This window comes from Arthrobacter pityocampae, assembly GCF_002927275.1.
Lineage (GTDB): Bacteria > Actinomycetota > Actinomycetes > Actinomycetales > Micrococcaceae > Arthrobacter_D > Arthrobacter_D pityocampae.
Map to the genome: position 1 here is coordinate 370,973 of NZ_PRKW01000001.1, position 16,256 is coordinate 387,228.

At 73.6% G+C, this 16,256-nt stretch carries 13 protein-coding genes; 4 read left to right on the forward strand and 9 right to left on the reverse strand.

The genetic code is table 11. The features are described 5' to 3' along the window. Window positions 1–11: 11 nt before the first annotated feature. The 5 genes from C4K88_RS01810 to C4K88_RS01830 all read right to left on the reverse strand — a co-directional run bounded on the left by C4K88_RS01810 (window position 12) and on the right by C4K88_RS01830 (window position 5,869). Entirely contained in the window at window positions 12–1,181 is a 1,170-nt protein-coding gene (locus C4K88_RS01810) for a cysteine desulfurase family protein (protein ID WP_104119914.1), read from the reverse strand. Continuing rightward, window positions 1,178–2,113 (reverse strand): carboxylating nicotinate-nucleotide diphosphorylase, encoded by a 936-nt coding sequence (nadC, locus tag C4K88_RS01815; protein ID WP_104119915.1) that lies wholly within the window; start codon window positions 2,111–2,113, stop codon window positions 1,178–1,180. Before nadC ends, C4K88_RS01810 begins: the two co-directional genes overlap by 4 nt. Next, window positions 2,110–3,801, reverse strand: a complete 1,692-nt coding sequence (gene nadB / locus C4K88_RS01820; protein ID WP_104119916.1) for an L-aspartate oxidase — start codon at window positions 3,799–3,801, stop codon at window positions 2,110–2,112. Before nadB ends, nadC begins: the two co-directional genes overlap by 4 nt. Beyond that, a complete protein-coding gene (gene nadA / locus C4K88_RS01825) occupies window positions 3,798–5,099 on the reverse strand; it encodes a quinolinate synthase NadA (protein ID WP_104119917.1) in 1,302 nt (433 codons plus the stop codon). The genes nadB and nadA overlap by 4 nt, the downstream gene beginning before the upstream one ends. A gap of 95 nt (window positions 5,100–5,194) precedes the next feature. Continuing rightward, the gene (locus C4K88_RS01830; RefSeq protein ID WP_104119918.1) at window positions 5,195–5,869 is read right to left on the reverse strand and encodes an NUDIX hydrolase; all 675 of its coding nucleotides are present in this window, start codon (window positions 5,867–5,869) and stop codon (window positions 5,195–5,197) included. Between the two features lie 155 nt (window positions 5,870–6,024). On the opposite strand from C4K88_RS01830, the gene C4K88_RS01835 reads away from it, so the two are divergent. Together C4K88_RS01835 and C4K88_RS01840 are read left to right on the forward strand one after the other, a co-directional pair. Then, a complete protein-coding gene (locus tag C4K88_RS01835; protein ID WP_104119919.1) occupies window positions 6,025–6,822 on the forward strand; it encodes an alpha/beta fold hydrolase in 798 nt (265 codons plus the stop codon). Window positions 6,823–6,957: 135 nt separating this feature from the next. Further along, complete coding sequence (locus tag C4K88_RS01840; RefSeq protein WP_104119920.1) at window positions 6,958–7,932, forward strand: serine/threonine-protein kinase; 975 nt, start codon at window positions 6,958–6,960, stop codon at window positions 7,930–7,932. Between the two features lie 156 nt (window positions 7,933–8,088). Here the strand turns inward: C4K88_RS01840 and C4K88_RS17295 are convergent, their stop codons facing one another. The 4 genes from C4K88_RS17295 to C4K88_RS01860 form a co-directional block, all read right to left on the reverse strand. Further along, entirely contained in the window at window positions 8,089–8,244 is a 156-nt protein-coding gene (locus tag C4K88_RS17295; RefSeq protein WP_167398948.1) for a hypothetical protein, read from the reverse strand. 83 nt (window positions 8,245–8,327) lie between these two features. Next, a complete protein-coding gene (locus C4K88_RS01850; RefSeq protein ID WP_104119922.1) occupies window positions 8,328–9,707 on the reverse strand; it encodes an MFS transporter in 1,380 nt (459 codons plus the stop codon). 71 nt (window positions 9,708–9,778) lie between these two features. Continuing rightward, the gene (locus C4K88_RS01855) at window positions 9,779–12,820 is read right to left on the reverse strand and encodes an AAA family ATPase (RefSeq protein ID WP_104119923.1); all 3,042 of its coding nucleotides are present in this window, start codon (window positions 12,818–12,820) and stop codon (window positions 9,779–9,781) included. A gap of 7 nt (window positions 12,821–12,827) precedes the next feature. Then, on the reverse strand, window positions 12,828–13,991 hold the full coding sequence (locus tag C4K88_RS01860; RefSeq protein WP_104120290.1) for an exonuclease SbcCD subunit D: 1,164 nt from the start codon (window positions 13,989–13,991) through the stop codon (window positions 12,828–12,830). 130 nt (window positions 13,992–14,121) lie between these two features. On the opposite strand from C4K88_RS01860, the gene C4K88_RS01865 reads away from it, so the two are divergent. Together C4K88_RS01865 and C4K88_RS01870 are read left to right on the forward strand one after the other, a co-directional pair. Beyond that, on the forward strand, window positions 14,122–15,216 hold the full coding sequence (locus tag C4K88_RS01865) for an ADP-ribosylglycohydrolase family protein (protein ID WP_104119924.1): 1,095 nt from the start codon (window positions 14,122–14,124) through the stop codon (window positions 15,214–15,216). 81 nt (window positions 15,217–15,297) lie between these two features. Further along, window positions 15,298–16,218, forward strand: a complete 921-nt coding sequence (locus C4K88_RS01870) for an SDR family NAD(P)-dependent oxidoreductase (RefSeq protein ID WP_104119925.1) — start codon at window positions 15,298–15,300, stop codon at window positions 16,216–16,218. Window positions 16,219–16,256: the final 38 nt, after the last annotated feature.

A 16,256-nucleotide genomic window follows, 5' to 3' on the forward strand; every position in this document is an offset into this window, starting at 1 on the left:
GTGCCGTCATTCTAGGCGCGGGCGTAGCTGCCGGCGGGTGCCGCGCCGAGGGACCGGACGGCCTCCACGGCGGCGACGACGGCGTGGGCCGCCGTCTCGAGGTCGGCGGACGGGGTGTCCTGGGTCCAGGAGAGCCGTACGGCGCTCTGTGCCGTCGCGTCGTCCAGGCCGAGCGCCAGCAGCACCGCGGACGGCTCGGAGGAGCCGGCCGCGCACGCGGACCCGCTCGAGCAGACGACGCCGCGACGCTCGAGTTCGAGGAGGATCGCCTCCCCGCTGACGCCGGGGAAGCAGAAGGAGGCGAGGTTCGGGAGCCGGTGCACGGCGTCGCCCGTGAGCAGCGCCCCGGGCACGCCGGCGAGCACGTGGCCGGTCAGGGCGTCGCGGGCCGCCGCGGACCGTCCTGCGGCCCCGGGCAGGGCCGCCTGGGCGAGTTCCAGTGCGCGGGCGAGCCCGACGGCACCGGCCACGTTCTCCGTCCCCGAGCGGCGCCCGCGTTCCTGGCCGCCGCCGTGGAGCACCGGTTCGCAGGGCGTCCCGGAGCGGAGGTACAGCAGGCCGATGCCCTTCGGCGTGCCGAGCTTGTGCCCCGAGATGCTGAGCGCCGTGACGCCGAGGCGGTCCACGTCCAGGGGGAGCCACCCGGCCGCCTGCACGGCGTCGGTGTGGAAGGGCACGCCGGCGCGCCGGCAGAGCTCCGCGAGGGCGGGGATGTCCTGGACGGTCCCCACCTCGTTGTTCGCGTACATCACGGTGCACAGCGTCGTCGTGTCCTCGAGCGCCGCAGCGAGGTCCGACGGCGCCACCCGGCCGCTGCCGGAGACGGGCAGCACCGTGATCCGGAAGCCGTGGAACTCCTGCAGGTAGGCCAGGACCTCCAGCACGGCCGGGTGCTCGATCGCGCTGGTGACGATGTGCCGGCCCCGGGGGGCTGCGAGCGCCATGCCCTTGAGCGCGAGGTTGTCCGCCTCCGTGCCGCCCGAGGTGAAGATCAGTTCGCCCGGCCGGCAGCCGAGCAGCGCAGCGATGCGGGAGCGGGCGCGGGCGTAGTCCGCCGCCGCGGCCTCCCCGACGGTGTGGTGGCTGGACGGATTGCCGAACGTCGAGGTCAGCAGGGGCCACATCTCCTCGAGGACCTCGCGGCGGGACGGTGCGGTGGCAGCGGCGTCGAGGTAGATCATGGCCGCCCTCCCGGGTCGGGGATCGCCTGCTCGGGAACGGCGAAGTCCAGGCCGAGGTCGAGGGAGCGGACGCTGTGGGTGAGCGCTCCTGCGGAGATGATGTCGACGCCGGTGGCCGCGATCGCACCCACCGTGTCCAGGCGGACAGTGCCGCTGGCTTCGACGAGCGCACGGCCGGCGATCCGGCGCACACCCTCCGCGAGGTCGGTCAGGGTGAAGTTGTCGAGCATGACGGTGTCCACCCCGGCGGCGAGGACGGGCTCGAGCTGGTCCAGCCGGTCCACCTCGACCTCCAGGTGCACGGTGTGCGGGAGCCTCGACCGCGCGGACCGGAGGGCCTCGGTGAGGGCCTCCGGGCCGTCGACGTCGAGGAGCGCCAGGTGGTTGTCCTTGACCATCACGGCGTCGGACAGGCCGGAGCGGTGGTTGGAGCCTCCCCCGCAGCGGACGGCCCAGCGCTCCAGCACCCGGAGCCCCGGCGTCGTCTTGCGGGTGTCGGTGATGCGCGCCCGGGTGCCCGCTGCGGCGTCCACGAAGGCGCGGGTCAGGGTCGCGATGCCGCTGAGCCGCTGCACGATGTTGAGGGCGGTCCGTTCGGCGGTGAGGATGCCGGCGGCCGGTCCGGTGATCGCCGCGAGGGTGTCACCCGCCGCGAAGGCGGTGCCGTCGGCGCGCGGGAACGTGACGCTGATCCGGGGGTCCGTGAGGCGCATCGCGGCCTCGACGGCGGCCGTCCCGCAGAGGACACCCGGTTCGCGGGCCGTGATGGTCGCTGTCGCCTGCTGGTCCGGGTGGATCAGGGCCTGACAGGTGAGGTCCCCCCACGGGGCGTCCTCGGTGAGAGCTGCGGCCACGACGGCGTCGATCAGGTGCTGGGGCGGCCGCGCCGGTGCGACGGTGGTCGGGGCGGGAGGAGTGATGGTCGTGGTCATGGGCGTGTTCCTTCGGGGGTTCGTGCGTAGGACCGGCTCGGCGCGGGAGCCTGCGGCGGGGAGTCGGGCTGGTCCAGGCGCTGGTGTGCGCCGACCGACGCGGTGCGGCGGGACGCCGCGTGGACGAGCAGGCGGGCGCACAGCAGCAGATTCGCGAGTTCGGGGTCGGCGTCCGTGTCCGGGCGGTAGGAGGCGAGGTGCTTGCGGGCGAGTTCCAGTCCGGCGCCGGTGCGCAGCACACCCGCGTGGTCGGACAGAACGGACTGCAGGTCGGCGCGGGTGAACGACTGCGTGCCCGTCTCCTCCGCCTCGAGGTCGAGGTGGTCGACGTCGAACGACGGCGCCTCTCCCCCGCCGGCGGCGAGCGCCTCCGCGCAGCGGGCACCGAACACCACGCCCTCGAGCAGGCTGTTGGAGGCGAGCCGATTGGCGCCGTGCACGCCGGTCCGGGCCACCTCCCCGACCGCGAGGAGTCCGGGGACGGAGGTCCGCCCCGCGGTGTCGGTCCGCACCCCGCCCATCCAGTAGTGGGCGGCCGGCACCACCGGGACGGGGGTGGAGGACCAGTCGAGGCCATGCCTGGCGGTCAGGGCCGTGAGGGTGGGGAAGCGCCGGGCCAGGAAGTCGCGGCCGAGGCCCGTCGCGTCCAGGTACACGGCCGGACGCCGGCGCCCGTCCTGTGCGCCGGGGCCGCCGCGATCGCCGTCGCCCGCGGCACGACCGGTACGGCCGCCCGCAAGGTGCTGCGCGATGCTGCGGGAGACGACGTCCCGCGGCGCGAGGTCCCCGTCCGGGTGGTAGCCGGCCATGAACGGGTGGCCGTCGGCGTCGATGAGGCGGGCCCCCTCGCCGCGGACGGCCTCCGAGATGAGCGGGTTACCGGGGACGTCGAGGGAGGTGGGGTGGAACTGGAAGAACTCGAGATCCGCCACCGCGGCACCGGCACGCCAGGCCAGCGCGACGCCGTCGCCGGTGGCGATCCGGGGGTTGGTCGTGGACTCGAACAGCTGGCCGGCCCCGCCCGTCGCGAGGACGACGGCGTCCGCCGGGAGGTCCCGCGCCACGCCGCCGGAGAGCACCTCGACGCCCGTGGCGCGCCGCCTGACCCCAAGGGCCGGGCCGTCGCCGCCGAGGGCCGGGCCGTCGCCGTCGAGCAGGACGCGCGTCACGAGAGTGTCCTCGAGGACCTCGATACCGGGGTCGCGGCGGACCGCGGCGGTGAGCGCCGCGACGAGCCCGGCCCCCGTGGCGTCGCCGCCGAGGTGCAGGACCCGCGCGGCCGAGTGCGCGGCCTCGCGGCCCCGGGCCGGCACGCCCGGGTCCGCAGGTGAGGTGTCGAAGACGACGCCGGCGGCCTGGAGGGCGGCGATGCCCTGTGCCGCCTCCCCGCAGAGCACGGCGGCGGCCTCGGGATCCGACAGTCCGGCACCCGCGGCGAGCGTGTCGGCGATGTGGGCGTCGACGGAATCGCGCGGACCGTCCGTGGCTGCCTCCACGCCGGCCGCGGCGTCGGGCACGACGGCGGCGATTCCTCCCTGCGCCCACCGGGTATTGCTCTCGGCGAGCGACGTCTTCGTGGTGAGGACCACGGCGCAGCGCGGCGCGAGCCGGCGCAGCACCAGCGCGGTCTGCAGGCCGGCGACGCCCGAGCCCACGACGACGACGCGCTGCAGCGACTCCCCCGTCATGGCCGGACCCCGAGCATCCGGTTCAGCGCCACCCGGGCGGGCTCGGCGACGGCGTCGGGCACCGTGATGCGGTTGAGCACCCGGCCCTCCACGAGCCCCTCGAGCACCCAGGCGAGGTAGCCCGGGTGGATCCGGTACATCGTGGAGCACGGGCAGATGACCGGGTCGAGGCAGAAAATGGTGTGCTGCGGGTACTGGGCGGCGAGGCGGTTCACCATGTTGATCTCGGTGCCGACGGCGAAGGTGCTGCCGGGTGCTGCGGCGTCGATCGCCTTGCGGATGTAGTCGGTCGACCCCGCCTCGTCGGCGGCGTCCACCACGGGCATGGGGCACTCGGGGTGCACGATCACGCGCACACCGGGATACTCGGCGCGGGCCTTCTCGATCTGCGCCACCGTGAAGCGCCGGTGCACCGAGCAGAAGCCGTGCCAGAGGATCACGCGGGAGTCCCGGAGGGTCTGCTCGTCCGTGCCGCCCCAGGGCTTGCGCGGGTTCCACAGGGGCATCTGCTCCAGCGGCACACCCAGGGCCTTGGCGGTGTTGCGCCCGAGGTGCTGATCCGGGAAGAACAGGACCCGCTGGCCCCGCTCGAACGCCCACTCGAGCACGGCCGCGGCGTTCGAGGAGGTGCACACGATCCCGCCGTTCTCCCCGCAGAAACCCTTCAGGGCCGCCGAGGAGTTCATGTACGTCACGGGGATCACGGGCTGGCGGCCTCCGGCGTCCGGTTCGGAGCCGAAGAGCGCGGTGAGCTGGTCCCAGCACTCCGCGACGGAGTCGACGTCCGCCATGTCCGCCATCGAGCAGCCGGCGGCGAGGTTGGGCAGGATCACGGCCTGCTGCGGCGTCGAGAGCATGTCCGCCGTCTCCGCCATGAAGTGCACTCCACAGAAGACGATCGCCTCGGCCGCCGTGCGTTCCGTGGCGGCGCGGGCGAGCTGGTAGCTGTCGCCCACGAAGTCGGCGTACTGCACCACCTCGTCGCGCTGGTAGAAGTGGCCGAGGATGACGACGGACTCGCCGAGGGTCTCCTTCGCGGCACGGATGCGTCCGTCGAGTTCCTCGGCGGAAGCCGCCCTGTACTCCTCCGGCAGCTCCCCCTGCCGGGGGGTCGCGGCCGGGGCGGTGTCGTGCATCGACGCTCCGGGGCCGTAGTCGGGCAGGGGAAGGGCGTCGAAGGCCCACGGGTCCCGGGCGAGGTCCGGCGAGCAGGTCCCGGTGGCCCCGGCAGCCTCGATGTCTGCGCTGGCCGCGGCCTCGCCGCGGGTGATCAGCTGGATGGCGGTGGTGACGGACATGGGATTCTCCCTGGGGGTGGGGCCGGCACGGCGTCCGGCGTCGGGGAATGGAGTCTGGGTATGGAGTCTGTGAACGGGGTCTGTGAACGGGAGGGTCACGGGCCCGTGTAGCGGTAGAGGCGCGGCGGCCGGTTCCGTCCGCCCTGCAGGACCTCGTCCGTCGCCGCGATGTCCTGCGCCGATCGGAGCTGGCGCCGGAAGTTGGCCGGATCGAGGTGCTTGCCGAGCACGGCCTCGTAGACGCCCCGCAGTTGCGCGAGGGTGAAGCGGTCGCCGAGGAAGTGGTAGGCGACGGACCCGTAGGTGACCTTGCCACGCAACCGCTCGAGGGCGTAGGCGACGATCTCGTCATGGTCGAAGGCCAGGCCCACCGCCTCGGAGGCGCGGAACCACCGGACATTCTCCGAGTCGCGGGCCAGATCCGCCTGGTCCGGACGGACGAGGGCCCAGTAGACGATGGACACGAGCCGCTGGGTGGCGGACCGGTCCAGCCCGCCGAACGCGTAGAGCTGTTCGAGGTAGGTGGGGTCGAGGGCCGTCGTCTCCCGCAGGTTCCGTGCGGCGGCGTCCTGCAGCGACTCCCGGGCGCCGAGCGGCCCGCCGGGCAACGCCCACTTGCCCAGGTGCGGCTGCCGGATCCGCCGGACGAGCGGCAGCCAGATCTCGGACGCGCCCGAGGAGGGGTCCGTGCGGAGCGCGAAGATCACGGTCGAGATGGCGAGGGACGGTGCCTGGGACTGCCGTTCCGCGACGTTGGCCGAGTTGTACATCCCGGTCCTTTCGTCTGCCGGAGAATCCCCGGCCGTTAGGGTCATGATGACTATAACTCATGGCGGGCGATTCCTCCAGGGGACTTGCGACCCGGTCGCGCCCGCAGATGGTGTCCGGTCGGCCCGAACGGTGCCACGCCCCTACGATGGGAGGCATGGACCACCATGCCGTGCACGTCGTCGAAGGCGTCGACCCCCGCCTGTCCCTCACCCGCAGCGACGCGGACTCACCCCTGGACCTGCCGCCGATCCTGCTGCTGCACGGCTTCGGGTCGTCGTCCCGGCAGAACTGGGTGGAGACCGGCTGGGTCCGTTTCCTGAACGAGGCCGGTCGGAACGTCATCATGGTGGACCTCCCCGCTCACGGCGACAGCGCGGCTCCGGAGGACGCGGGGTCCTACGCCCCGAGCCGCATGCGCGCGGACATCCTCCAGGCCCTGTTCGACGCGCGGGTGCTCCCCCTGCGCAGCGACGTACCGGGCTCCGGCGTCGACGTCGTCGGCTACTCCCTCGGCTCGCGACTGGCCTGGGAGTTCGGCGCCACCCAGCCCGAACTGGTCCGCAGGATGGTGCTCGGGGGTCCCGGCACCGCCGATCCGCTCGCCATGTTCGACCTCGAAGGGGCGGAGCTCTTCCTCGCCGGCGGGCCCGCCTCGCAGGACCCGACGACGGCGGACCTCCTGCGCATGGCCCAGGCCGGCCCGCACAACGACCTACCCGCGCTGCTCGCGATGGTCTCCGCCATCAAGACGGAGCCGTTCGACCCGCAGCAGGCCGTCCCGAAGATGCCCCTGCTCCTGGTCGCCGGAGACGAGGACGAGTACGCCGAGGGCATCACCGATCTCCAGGAGTGGGCGCCCGATGCCCGCATCGCGACGCTGCCCGGCAGGAATCATTCCAACGCCATCACCTCCCGGCCGTTCAAGGACGCGGCCCAGGCCTTCCTGGCCTGACCCGCCGATGATCAAGGTTCGATAAAGGGACCTCCGGCCCGGTATTCCGCGGATCGGCGGCACTATACTGGCGCTCAATCGGCAGACTTCGGGGCCTGCTGGGCGACGGCCATCAGCGGTAGGGGGAGGACGCGCGTGACTGTTCTCCTCGCGGACCGCTACCGGACCACGGACCTGCTGGGGGTCGGCGGCACGGCGTCCGTGTACCGGGCCCACGACTGCAGGCTCCACCGCGACGTCGCCGTGAAGATCTTCAACGCCACCACCTCCGACGACGACGCCTACCGCCGCCAGCACATTGAGACGATCCTGCTGACCACCCTTAACCATCCGGGCCTGGTGACCGTCCACGATGCGGGGATGCACAAGGACCAGGAGGGCCGCACCGCAGGGTACCTGGTGATGGAGTTCGTGGACGGCGAGGACCTCAGTCACCTGCTGCAGCGCGGCGCGCTGCCCGCCGACGTCGTCGCGCAGCTCGGGGCCGACATGGCCGACGCGCTGGCGTACATCCACTCCGAGGGCGTCATCCACAGGGACGTGAAGCCGGCGAACATCCTCCTGTTCTACAGCAGCGACCACGGCACGCGCCTGTACCCCAAGCTGACCGATTTCGGGATCGCGCGCGTGGTGGAGGCCGCCTCGGCGACGGCCGTCGGTGCGACGATCGGCACGGCGAACTATCTCAGCCCCGAGCAGGCGAAGGGCGATCCCCTCGACCGGCGGAGCGACATCTACTCCCTGGGCCTGGTCCTGCTCGAGTGCCTGCTCGGCGAGAAGTCCTTTCCCGGCCCGGTGGTCGAGGCCGCGCTGGCCCGGCTCCTGCGCGATCCGGACGTGCCCGACTCCCTGGGACCGGACTGGGTCCGGCTCCTGCGGCAGATGACCGCGAGGGATCCCCTGCTCCGGCCGGACGCGCACGAGGTCGCCCTGCGGCTCCGCAGCCATGACGATGCCCCGTTCCGCGCCGGCGTCGTCGACTCCGGGATCCTCCCTGCCCCGCCGGGGGCGATCGGCGGGACGGAGGCCGGCGACCTCCTCACCGGCGGTGTCTTCACGGGGAGCGTCCACATCCCGGCTCCGCCCTCCCGCGCTCCCAGCATCCACTGATCCGGGACCACCCGGGCCGCTCCCCGGGCCGTTCTACAGACCGCTCCCCAGACCGCGACCCGGACCGCTCCCTGGACCGCCGACAGTCCCCGGACAGGACTGCGCCCCCGACGGGGTCGTCCGGCGGGGGCGCAGTTCCAGCGGTCGTCGGAGCGGCTAGCGCCCGTCGCCTGCCTCTTCCTCGGGTTCGAAGCTGTTCGGCTCGTCCGTGGAGCCGGCGGCCACGCCGTCACTGCTGGCCGGGATGGTGCCCTCGGGGCCGGCGCCCTCGGAATCGTCGGCGTCGTCGCGCCCTGTGCCTTCGGTACTCATGGGTCCTCCTGGATGTGGGTGTCCGTCGATCCTATGCGGGACGCGGAGTGGTTGTCAGCCTGCTGATGATCGGGGCGTGCCCGTCACGCCCGGCTGACGTCCCGCAGCGCGACGGCGGACACCGCGCCGAGCACGAGCAGGACGGCGGCGGCTGCCGCCGGGACCACGACGGCGGCGGCCGCTCCCCCGCCTTCGGCGAGCAACCCGGCCAGTCCGGACCCGATGGCCGTGCCGGCGACGATGCCGCTGGCGAGGAGCGTCATCACCGTGCCCAGGCGGTGCGCCGGGGCGACGGCGGAGCCGATGGAGAAGATGGTGACCATGGTGGGCCCGACGAAGACACCGAGGAACAGCAGTGCGACGAGCATCGCGCCGATCGTGGCGGGCAGGGCCAGCGCGGCTGCGGCCACGGCCATCGCGGCGGCCGAGGCGATCCATCGGTGGGTGTGGCGGAAGCGCTGCGGCCAGTAGGCGACGGACAGCGCCGCGACGGCCGAGGTGAGACCCATCACCGCGTAGAGCAGGCCCGAGGACTCGGCGGCACCGAACTGGCCCGAGAAGGCGGTCAGGAAGGTCTGGGTGGACCCGAAGAACGTACCCACCGCGACCATACCCGCGACCGGCAGGAGGACCAGGGCGAACCGGGCCCCGGGCGCGTGGTCCTCGGTCGCATGCTCCGCGATCGACGTCGGGCCGGCAGTCTTCCCGGCCGGGATCGATTCCGTGTTCCCGTCGGCGAGGCTGCGGGGGGCGGAGGTCCCCCGATCGCTGTAGAGGACGGTCCGGTGGACGGCGAAGGCACTGACGAGCGTGAGGGTGAGCGCCGCGGCCAGCGCGAGGGGGAGCCAGGGGGCGATCAGGCTCGCGAGCAGGCCGACGAGGGCCGGCCCGAGGACGAACGTCAGCTCGTCCGCCGTCCCTTCGTAGGACAGGGCGGTGTCGAGGGCGGAGCGCGGGCTCCGCCGGGTCATGGCCATCCAGCGGACCCGGGCGAGCGGGCCGATCTGGGGGCAGGTGAACCCGACGGCGAAGGCCGCTGCGAGCACGAGGGCCAGCGCTCCCCCGGTGAAGGTCGCACTGGTCAGCGTGACGATCAGGAGGGCCGCGATCGCCGCGGTGTTGAGCAGGGCCGAGACGAGCAGGACGATGCGCTGGCCGCGCTTGTCGGCGAGGAACCCGAGCAGGGGGGCTCCGAGCGCGGACCCGAGGCCGACGGCGCCTGCGGAGAAGCCTCCGGCGGCGTACGAGCCGCTCGCCGTCGTGACGAGCGTCAGGGCTCCGACGGTGAGCATCGCCAGGGGGAGGCGGGCGAAGAGGCCGAGCACGAGGAAGGAGGTGCCGGCGAGCTGCGGGAGGACCCCGAACTTGCCCAGGCGGGACCGTTTCGGGGCTGGCTGGGAGGTCGAGGGGGTGGCGGAGGACGGCGAAGCGTCCGGCGTGGCCGAAGGATCAGAGGTGTACATGCGCTTTCCCGGGTGCATCGAACGCGCATCGTCCCTCCTCCCGATGTGCCCGACCCGGTAACGGACCGAGTTTACACGCTGGCGGGCTGCTCCACATAGCGGAGGACCGAGCCCTGCCGGCCCTTCACGACCTGCAGTTGCGCGCTCACCCGCTGCTTCAGTTCCGGCACGTGACTGACCAGCCCCACCACGCGTCCGCCGCTCCGCAGCCCCTCCAGCGCATCCATGACCTGCTCGAGGGCCTGGTCGTCGAGGGAGCCGAACCCCTCGTCCACGAACAGGGTCTCGATGTCGAGGCCGCCCGCCTCCTGCTGCACCACGTCGGCCAGTCCGAGCGCGAGGGCGAGGGAGGCCATGAAGGACTCCCCTCCCGAGAGCGTCGAGGTGTCGCGCCGGTTGCCCGTCCAGCCGTCGATCACGTTCAGGCCGAGCCCCGACCGCCGGTTGCCGGCCGTGGCGTCGCTGTGCACCAGCTGGTACCGGCCGTCGGACATTTGCAGCAGACGCTCGGTCGCGGCGTCCGCCACCTGTTCGAGGCGTGAGGCGAGCACGTAGGTGGCGAGGGACATCTTGTAGAGGTTCTCCCCGCCGCCGCGCGCGGTCTCGGCCACGGCCGCGGCAAGCTGGGCCTCCTCGCGCAGCGGGGCGATGTCCTGCTCGAGGTCGGCGAGCTGCCGGGCATAGGATTCCAGCTGCACGACCGAGTGCCCGAGCACCTCGACGCCGATGCCCGCCCGGTGCGCCCGCCCGCGCAGGTCCTCAGCCGTGGCTGCGGCGGCGTGCTCGTCGTCGTCGGTCGGCGCGAGGATCCCCTCCTGCTCCTCGCGGAGGGTCTCCCGGACGGCGTCGTCGTCCTCCGCGGCGTCGAGGCGGTGCCCGCGCTGCTCGTACTCCTTCAACGTGACCGCGAGGCCCGCGGCGCGGTCCTCCGGCAGGAGGGCGCTGCGGGCCTCGTCCGCCGTGTCGAACGGTGTCCCCCGGAGCGCGTCCTCGAGGCGTCGCGCGTTCTCCTGCTGCACACCCTCCGCCCCCGCCAGCGCTTCGAGGCTCTTCCGGACGCGGTCGAGGTCGTCGTGGGCGTGCTGCACGGCGTCGATCCGCGCGGCGAGCGACGGCGCGTCCGCCTGCAGTCCTGCGAGCCGCCGGGACAGCTCGGCGTCCTGGTCGGTCAGGGACGACTGCCTGCTCCCGGCGGCGGCGCGCTCCTCCCGCAGCGTGTCCCGCTTCTCGGTCGCGGTGTCCTCCTCCGCGACCGCGCGGCGTATCCGCTCTTCGACGGCGGTGCACTCGGCATCGGCGGCCTCGGCGGCCTGCAGCGTGGAGCGCGCGGTCCGGGTGGCCGCCGCGGCGTCCTCCGGGGCCGTCCCGCCGCCGCGGGCGGCCAGCTGTGCCACCTCGAGCCGTCCGCGGTCGCGCACCTCGCGCGCCTCCTGCTGCACGGCCTCCGCCTCGGCCTGCAGGCGGCGCGCCTCCTGTTCCTCGTCGAGGCTGATCCGCTCGCCCTCCGGGGACGGCACCGGTGCCGGATGCTCGGTACTGCCGCACACAGGGCACGCGTGCCCGTCCTCCAGCTGTTCGGCGAGTTCCTGGGCCGCCTGTTCGAGCCGGAGCTGCAGCTTGGCCAGCCACTCCTCCTTGAGTGCCAGGAACTGCTCCGAGGCGAGCGCGTAGCGGGCGTCGGCTGCTGCCAGGCGCTGCGTCGCGGCGCCGTACTGCCTCACTGTCTCCTCGGCGGCCACCACGGCGGCGAGGTCGGAGCGGAGATGGGCGAGGCCGTCGGCGGCCTCCCTCAGGGGAACGAGCGTCCCGGCGTCGTCGGCCCGCTGGCGCTGCAGCCGGGTGATGGTGTCGTGGGCGTCGTCGAGCCCTGCATCGAGCCGGCGGATCATCGACTCGAGGGCTTCCCGCTCCGCGCGGACGTCGAGCAGCCGCTGCTCGTCGGGCAGTGCTGCCCGCAGGACGGCCAGGACGGAGGAGGACGCCGCGCAGGCGTCCGTCAGGGCGGTACTGTCCGCCGCGTCCCCCGGTTCGAGGTACTCGTCGGCCGCGCTGTTGTGCCGGAGGCGGTCCAGTGCGTCAGCGTGCCGCGCGCGCGCCTGCCCGAGCAGGGAGGCCGCCTCGTCGTCGAGCCGGAGGTGGGCTGCGAGCCCGCGGGCCTCGTCGTGGCGCCGCGCCTGCTCCCTCAGGTCCGCGATCTCCTCCGCCCGGGCCTCGTGCTCGGCGCGGTGCGCCCGGAGTTGCGCCAGCGCCGCGAAGCGGTTCCGCCGCTGCCTGAGCGTGGCCAGCGCGGTGTCGGCGAGCGCGCTCTGCCCAGCGAGCTCCGTGGCGTCGAGGGTCGCCGCGTCGCGGCGTTCGGTGAGGGCCCCCGACAGTGCCTGCAGGGTGGCCGCCCAGGCGTCCGGTGCCTCCGGATCGGCGCCGACGTCCACCGGGGCGAGGTCGTGGCGTCCGGCTTCGTCGACGGCGCGGAGGAACAGGTGACGCTGCCGGTCCTCCTGCTCCGCCAGCCGGCGCGCGGTCCGCTGGTGCTCGTCGGCGAACAGCTTCTCGAGGTCCTCGAAGCGGGCGGTCGAGAAGAGCCGCTGCAGCAGTTCCCGGCGCGGTTTGGCGTCCGCCCTGAGGAAGGCCGCGAACTCGCCCTGCGGCAGCATCACCACCTTCGTGAACTGTTCCTTGTCCATGCCGAGCAGGGACTGCAGCTCGAGCCCGGCTTCGTCGTTCCGCGCGGACTTCTGGACCCAGTCGCTGCCGATCCGCTCGCTGAGCAGGGTGTGTGCCTGTTCGGTGGTCGTGCCGCCCCCGCGGCGCGCCGGCCGCTCCCAGGCCGGTGACCGGACCACCCGGAAGCGCCGATCGGCGACGGAGAACTCGAGGGATACCTCCGGGGCGAGGGACTCGGCCGCGTGGTCGCTCCGCAGCCTCTTCGCCGCCTGGCGCGCCCCCGGCACGGAGCCGTACAGGGCGAAGCACACGGCGTCGAGCACGCTCGACTTGCCGGCGCCCGTGGGGCCGTTGAGGAGGAACAGACCCTGCGCCGAGAGGGCGTCGAAATCGACGGCCTGCCGGTCGGCGAAGGGGCCGAAGGCCTGGATCTCGAGGTGGTGCAGTCTCATGCGTTCCCTACCGTTCGTGGGCGAGGCTCAGCGCGGCGTCGACAGTGGCCCGGACGAGCGCCTGCTCCTCGGCCGAGGCCTTCCGGCCGCGCACATGGTCGAGGAAACCGCAGCAGATCTCGGCGTCGTCCCGGGCTTCGGCAATGCGCTGGCTGTACGTGCGGGCGTCGGCCTTCTCGCCCCCCTCCGGCGCGAAGGCGAGGACGAGCGTGTCGGGGAAGCGGGCCCGCAGTCGCTCCATGGCCCGCGCCGGCCGTTCGGGGTCGGTGAGCGTGATCTGGCAGTAGGCCGCCTCGGCCCAGGCGAGGTCCTCCCGGACCAGCAGCTCCTCGAGCCGCCCGCTGAGGACGGCCAGGTCACGGGGTGCGGGCCACTCCACGGCACGGATACCGCCGATGCCGTCCGGGGTCACCTCGAGGAGCCACGCACCCTTGGCCTGGTTGGCCTCCGAGAAGGAATACGCGAGGGGCGAGCCCGAGTACCGCACGCTCTCCGAGAGCTTCTGCCGGCCGTGGAGGTGTCCCAGGGCGCTGTAGTCGAAGCCGTCGAACAGGGAGAGCGGCACCGATCCGAGCCCGCCGATGGCGAGATCGCGCTCGCTGTCCGAGCCGGCGCCGCCGGCGGCGAACGTGTGGGCCAGGACGATCGAGACGGTGCGCCGCACGGACGAGCGCTGGGCCAGGTCCTCCCGGATGCGCTCGAGTGCCGCGCGGGTCACCGCGGTGTGCGTGGGAGCCTCTGCCTGCAGGCTCTCCGCGACCACCCGCGGCTCGAGGTAGGGCACACCGTAGATCGCCAGCTCGGCGTCGCCGTCGAGGGGGCGCAGAACGGGGACGGAGATGTCCTCGATGCGCGTGCGCAGGTGGACCCCGCCACGGGCGAGGATGCGTCCGCCGAACCCGAGCCTCGTGGCGGAGTCGTGGTTGCCGCTGCTGATGACCACCTGGGCGCCGGCCAGCGTCAGCCGGTCCAGCGCCTCGTCGAACAGGGCGACGACGTCCACCGCGGGCAGGGCCCGGTCGTAGACATCCCCGGCGACGAGGACGACGTCGACGCCCTCCTCGCGGACCGTCTTCTCCAGGTTGTCGACGAAGATGCGCTGGGCGTCGAGGGTGCCTGTGCCGTGGAAGGACCGGCCGAGATGCCAGTCCGACGTGTGGAGGATCTTCATGATTTTCACGCTACCGCCGTACTCCGACATATTCCGTATCCGCGCGCGACGGGCCGTGATCCCGGTCGGGGCTCCGGCGCCACGGAACCCCCGGGCGCTGCAGGCCACCGCCTCCTAGACTGGACCGGTGATGACGAACGATACCGCCGGCACCGGCAGCACCACCGATCCCGCCTCGAACGGCCCGCGTGCCGTCGGGAGTGCGCCGCAGGGCTCCCCGGCCGCCTACGAGGACCGGGTGCTGGGGTGCCTCCTCGGCACGATGGCAGGTGATGCGTACGGGCTCCTCTCCGCGGCGGGGGACGATCCGCTGCTCGCCCTCGCCGACCCCTCAGATCTGGCGGTCTCGGACGCCACCCAGCTGACGCTCTACACCGTGGACGGCCTGACCGACGCGCTGGAGTGGGCGAACGACGGCGTGGCGGCCGACGAGACAGCCTGCCTGTGGCTCGCCTACCTCCGCTGGCTCATGCGCCAGGGCGAGCACCTTCCGCCCCGGGCGCCGGCCCCGCCCGCCCGGTGGCTGGACCGGCAGGAGGACCTCCTCCCGGTCCACGACCCGGACGCCGACACCGTCCGGGCCCTGCTCACCGGGGAGATGGGGACGCGCGCCCGGCCCCTGAACCCGGACGCGGAGGGGGCGGGGGCGGTGATGCGGTCGGCGCCGTTCGGCCTGGTCCCCCGCATCCCGGCCAGCCTCGTGGAACGGCTGACACTCGAGGCTGCCGCCCTCACGCACGGATCCGCGGCCGCCCGGGCCACCGCGGCGCTGTACAGCGGGATCATCCGGTCGCTCGCCATCGACGGTCTCTCCCTCGAGGACGCCGTCGCCGCCGAACGCGGTGAGGAGCAGCAGCTGGCGGAGGGCACGGGGAGGGACGCGGCGCGTGCTGTCGCGGAGGGCGCCCCGGCACACCGCGCCCCGGCCGATCGGACGGGTGCGGGGACGACGGCCGCCGCGACGCTGGAGGCGGCTCTCCAGGCGGCCCGCGAGGGTGCGGCCGCCGCATCCCCCCGCGACCAGTTCGCCGCCGCCCTGGCGCATGCGGCGGGCGCCGGCCGCCCCGACGCCTCGCCCGCCGTCGCGGCCTCGCTCGCGGGCGGCATCCTCGGGGCGCTGCACGGCACGATCGCGCTGCCCCCGGCCTACCTGGACGCACCCGGGGCCGCCGGCGTCGTCCGGTCCATGGCGAGGACGCTGCTGAAGGCGACCACCGGATCCTGAGCAGCGTCCCCGGCGCAATCCCGCACCCCTGCGACGGCGATCCGGCGGCCGGGGACGGCGGTTCACCCTAGGCTTGGTCGCATGTGGAATCCCCTCGACCTCCCCCCGCTCGCCGGCGAGCGCATCCTCGTCACGGGCGGCAACGCCGGTCTCGGCTATTTCGCCTGCGAGCAGCTGGCCGCGGCCGGCGCCTCCGTGGTGATGGCGTCGCGGAGCGCCGACAAGGCCGAGCGGGCCATGGACGCCATCCGCGGCCGGCATCCCGGCGCGGAGGTCTCCTTCCAGAGCCTCGACCTGGCGGACCTCGCGTCGGTCCGCGCGGCCGCCGCGACGATCGCCGACGGGGCGCCGCTGAGCGGCCTGCTCGCGAACGCCGGGGTGGTGGGGTCCCGACGGCGCCGGACGACGGCGGACGGCTTCGAGCTCCAGTTCGGCACCAACCACCTCGGGCACTACGCGCTGATCGCCTGGCTCCTGCCCTCGCTGTCCGCCGCGGGGACGAGGATCGTGCACCTCGGCAGCATCAGCCACCGGTGGGCGCGCCTCACGCCGTCGTTCCTGGATCCGTCGAGGTACAGCGGCGCCCGCGCCTATGCGACGTCCAAGCTCGCGGTCATGGCCTTCGGATTCGAGCTCGCACGGCGTCTGGAGGCCACGGGCAGCCCGGCCACGAGCGTCGTCGCCCACCCGGGACTGGCCCTCGGCATGCTCACCCCGGACCGCCCGGGGGTCGCCGCCGGCCCGTCCGTGCCGGCGCCCCGGTGGAGGCGGCGGATCATGGGGCAGGTGGCGCAGGGGAAGGACGACGGCGCGTGGCCGCTCGTGCGCGCCACGATCGACCGCACGATCCCGAACGGCGCCTACTGCGGCCCGGACGGCTGGTTCCAGCTCACGGGTCGGCCCGTCGTCGTCCCGGCCAAGCGCCACGCGCGGGAGCGCAACGCGGCCTCCCGGCTGATCGATCTCTCGGCCCGGCTGACCGGCGCCGACCTGCGCTTCTGAGTCACGAGTCGCCGGTATGCGACGGTCGGCCGGTTCGG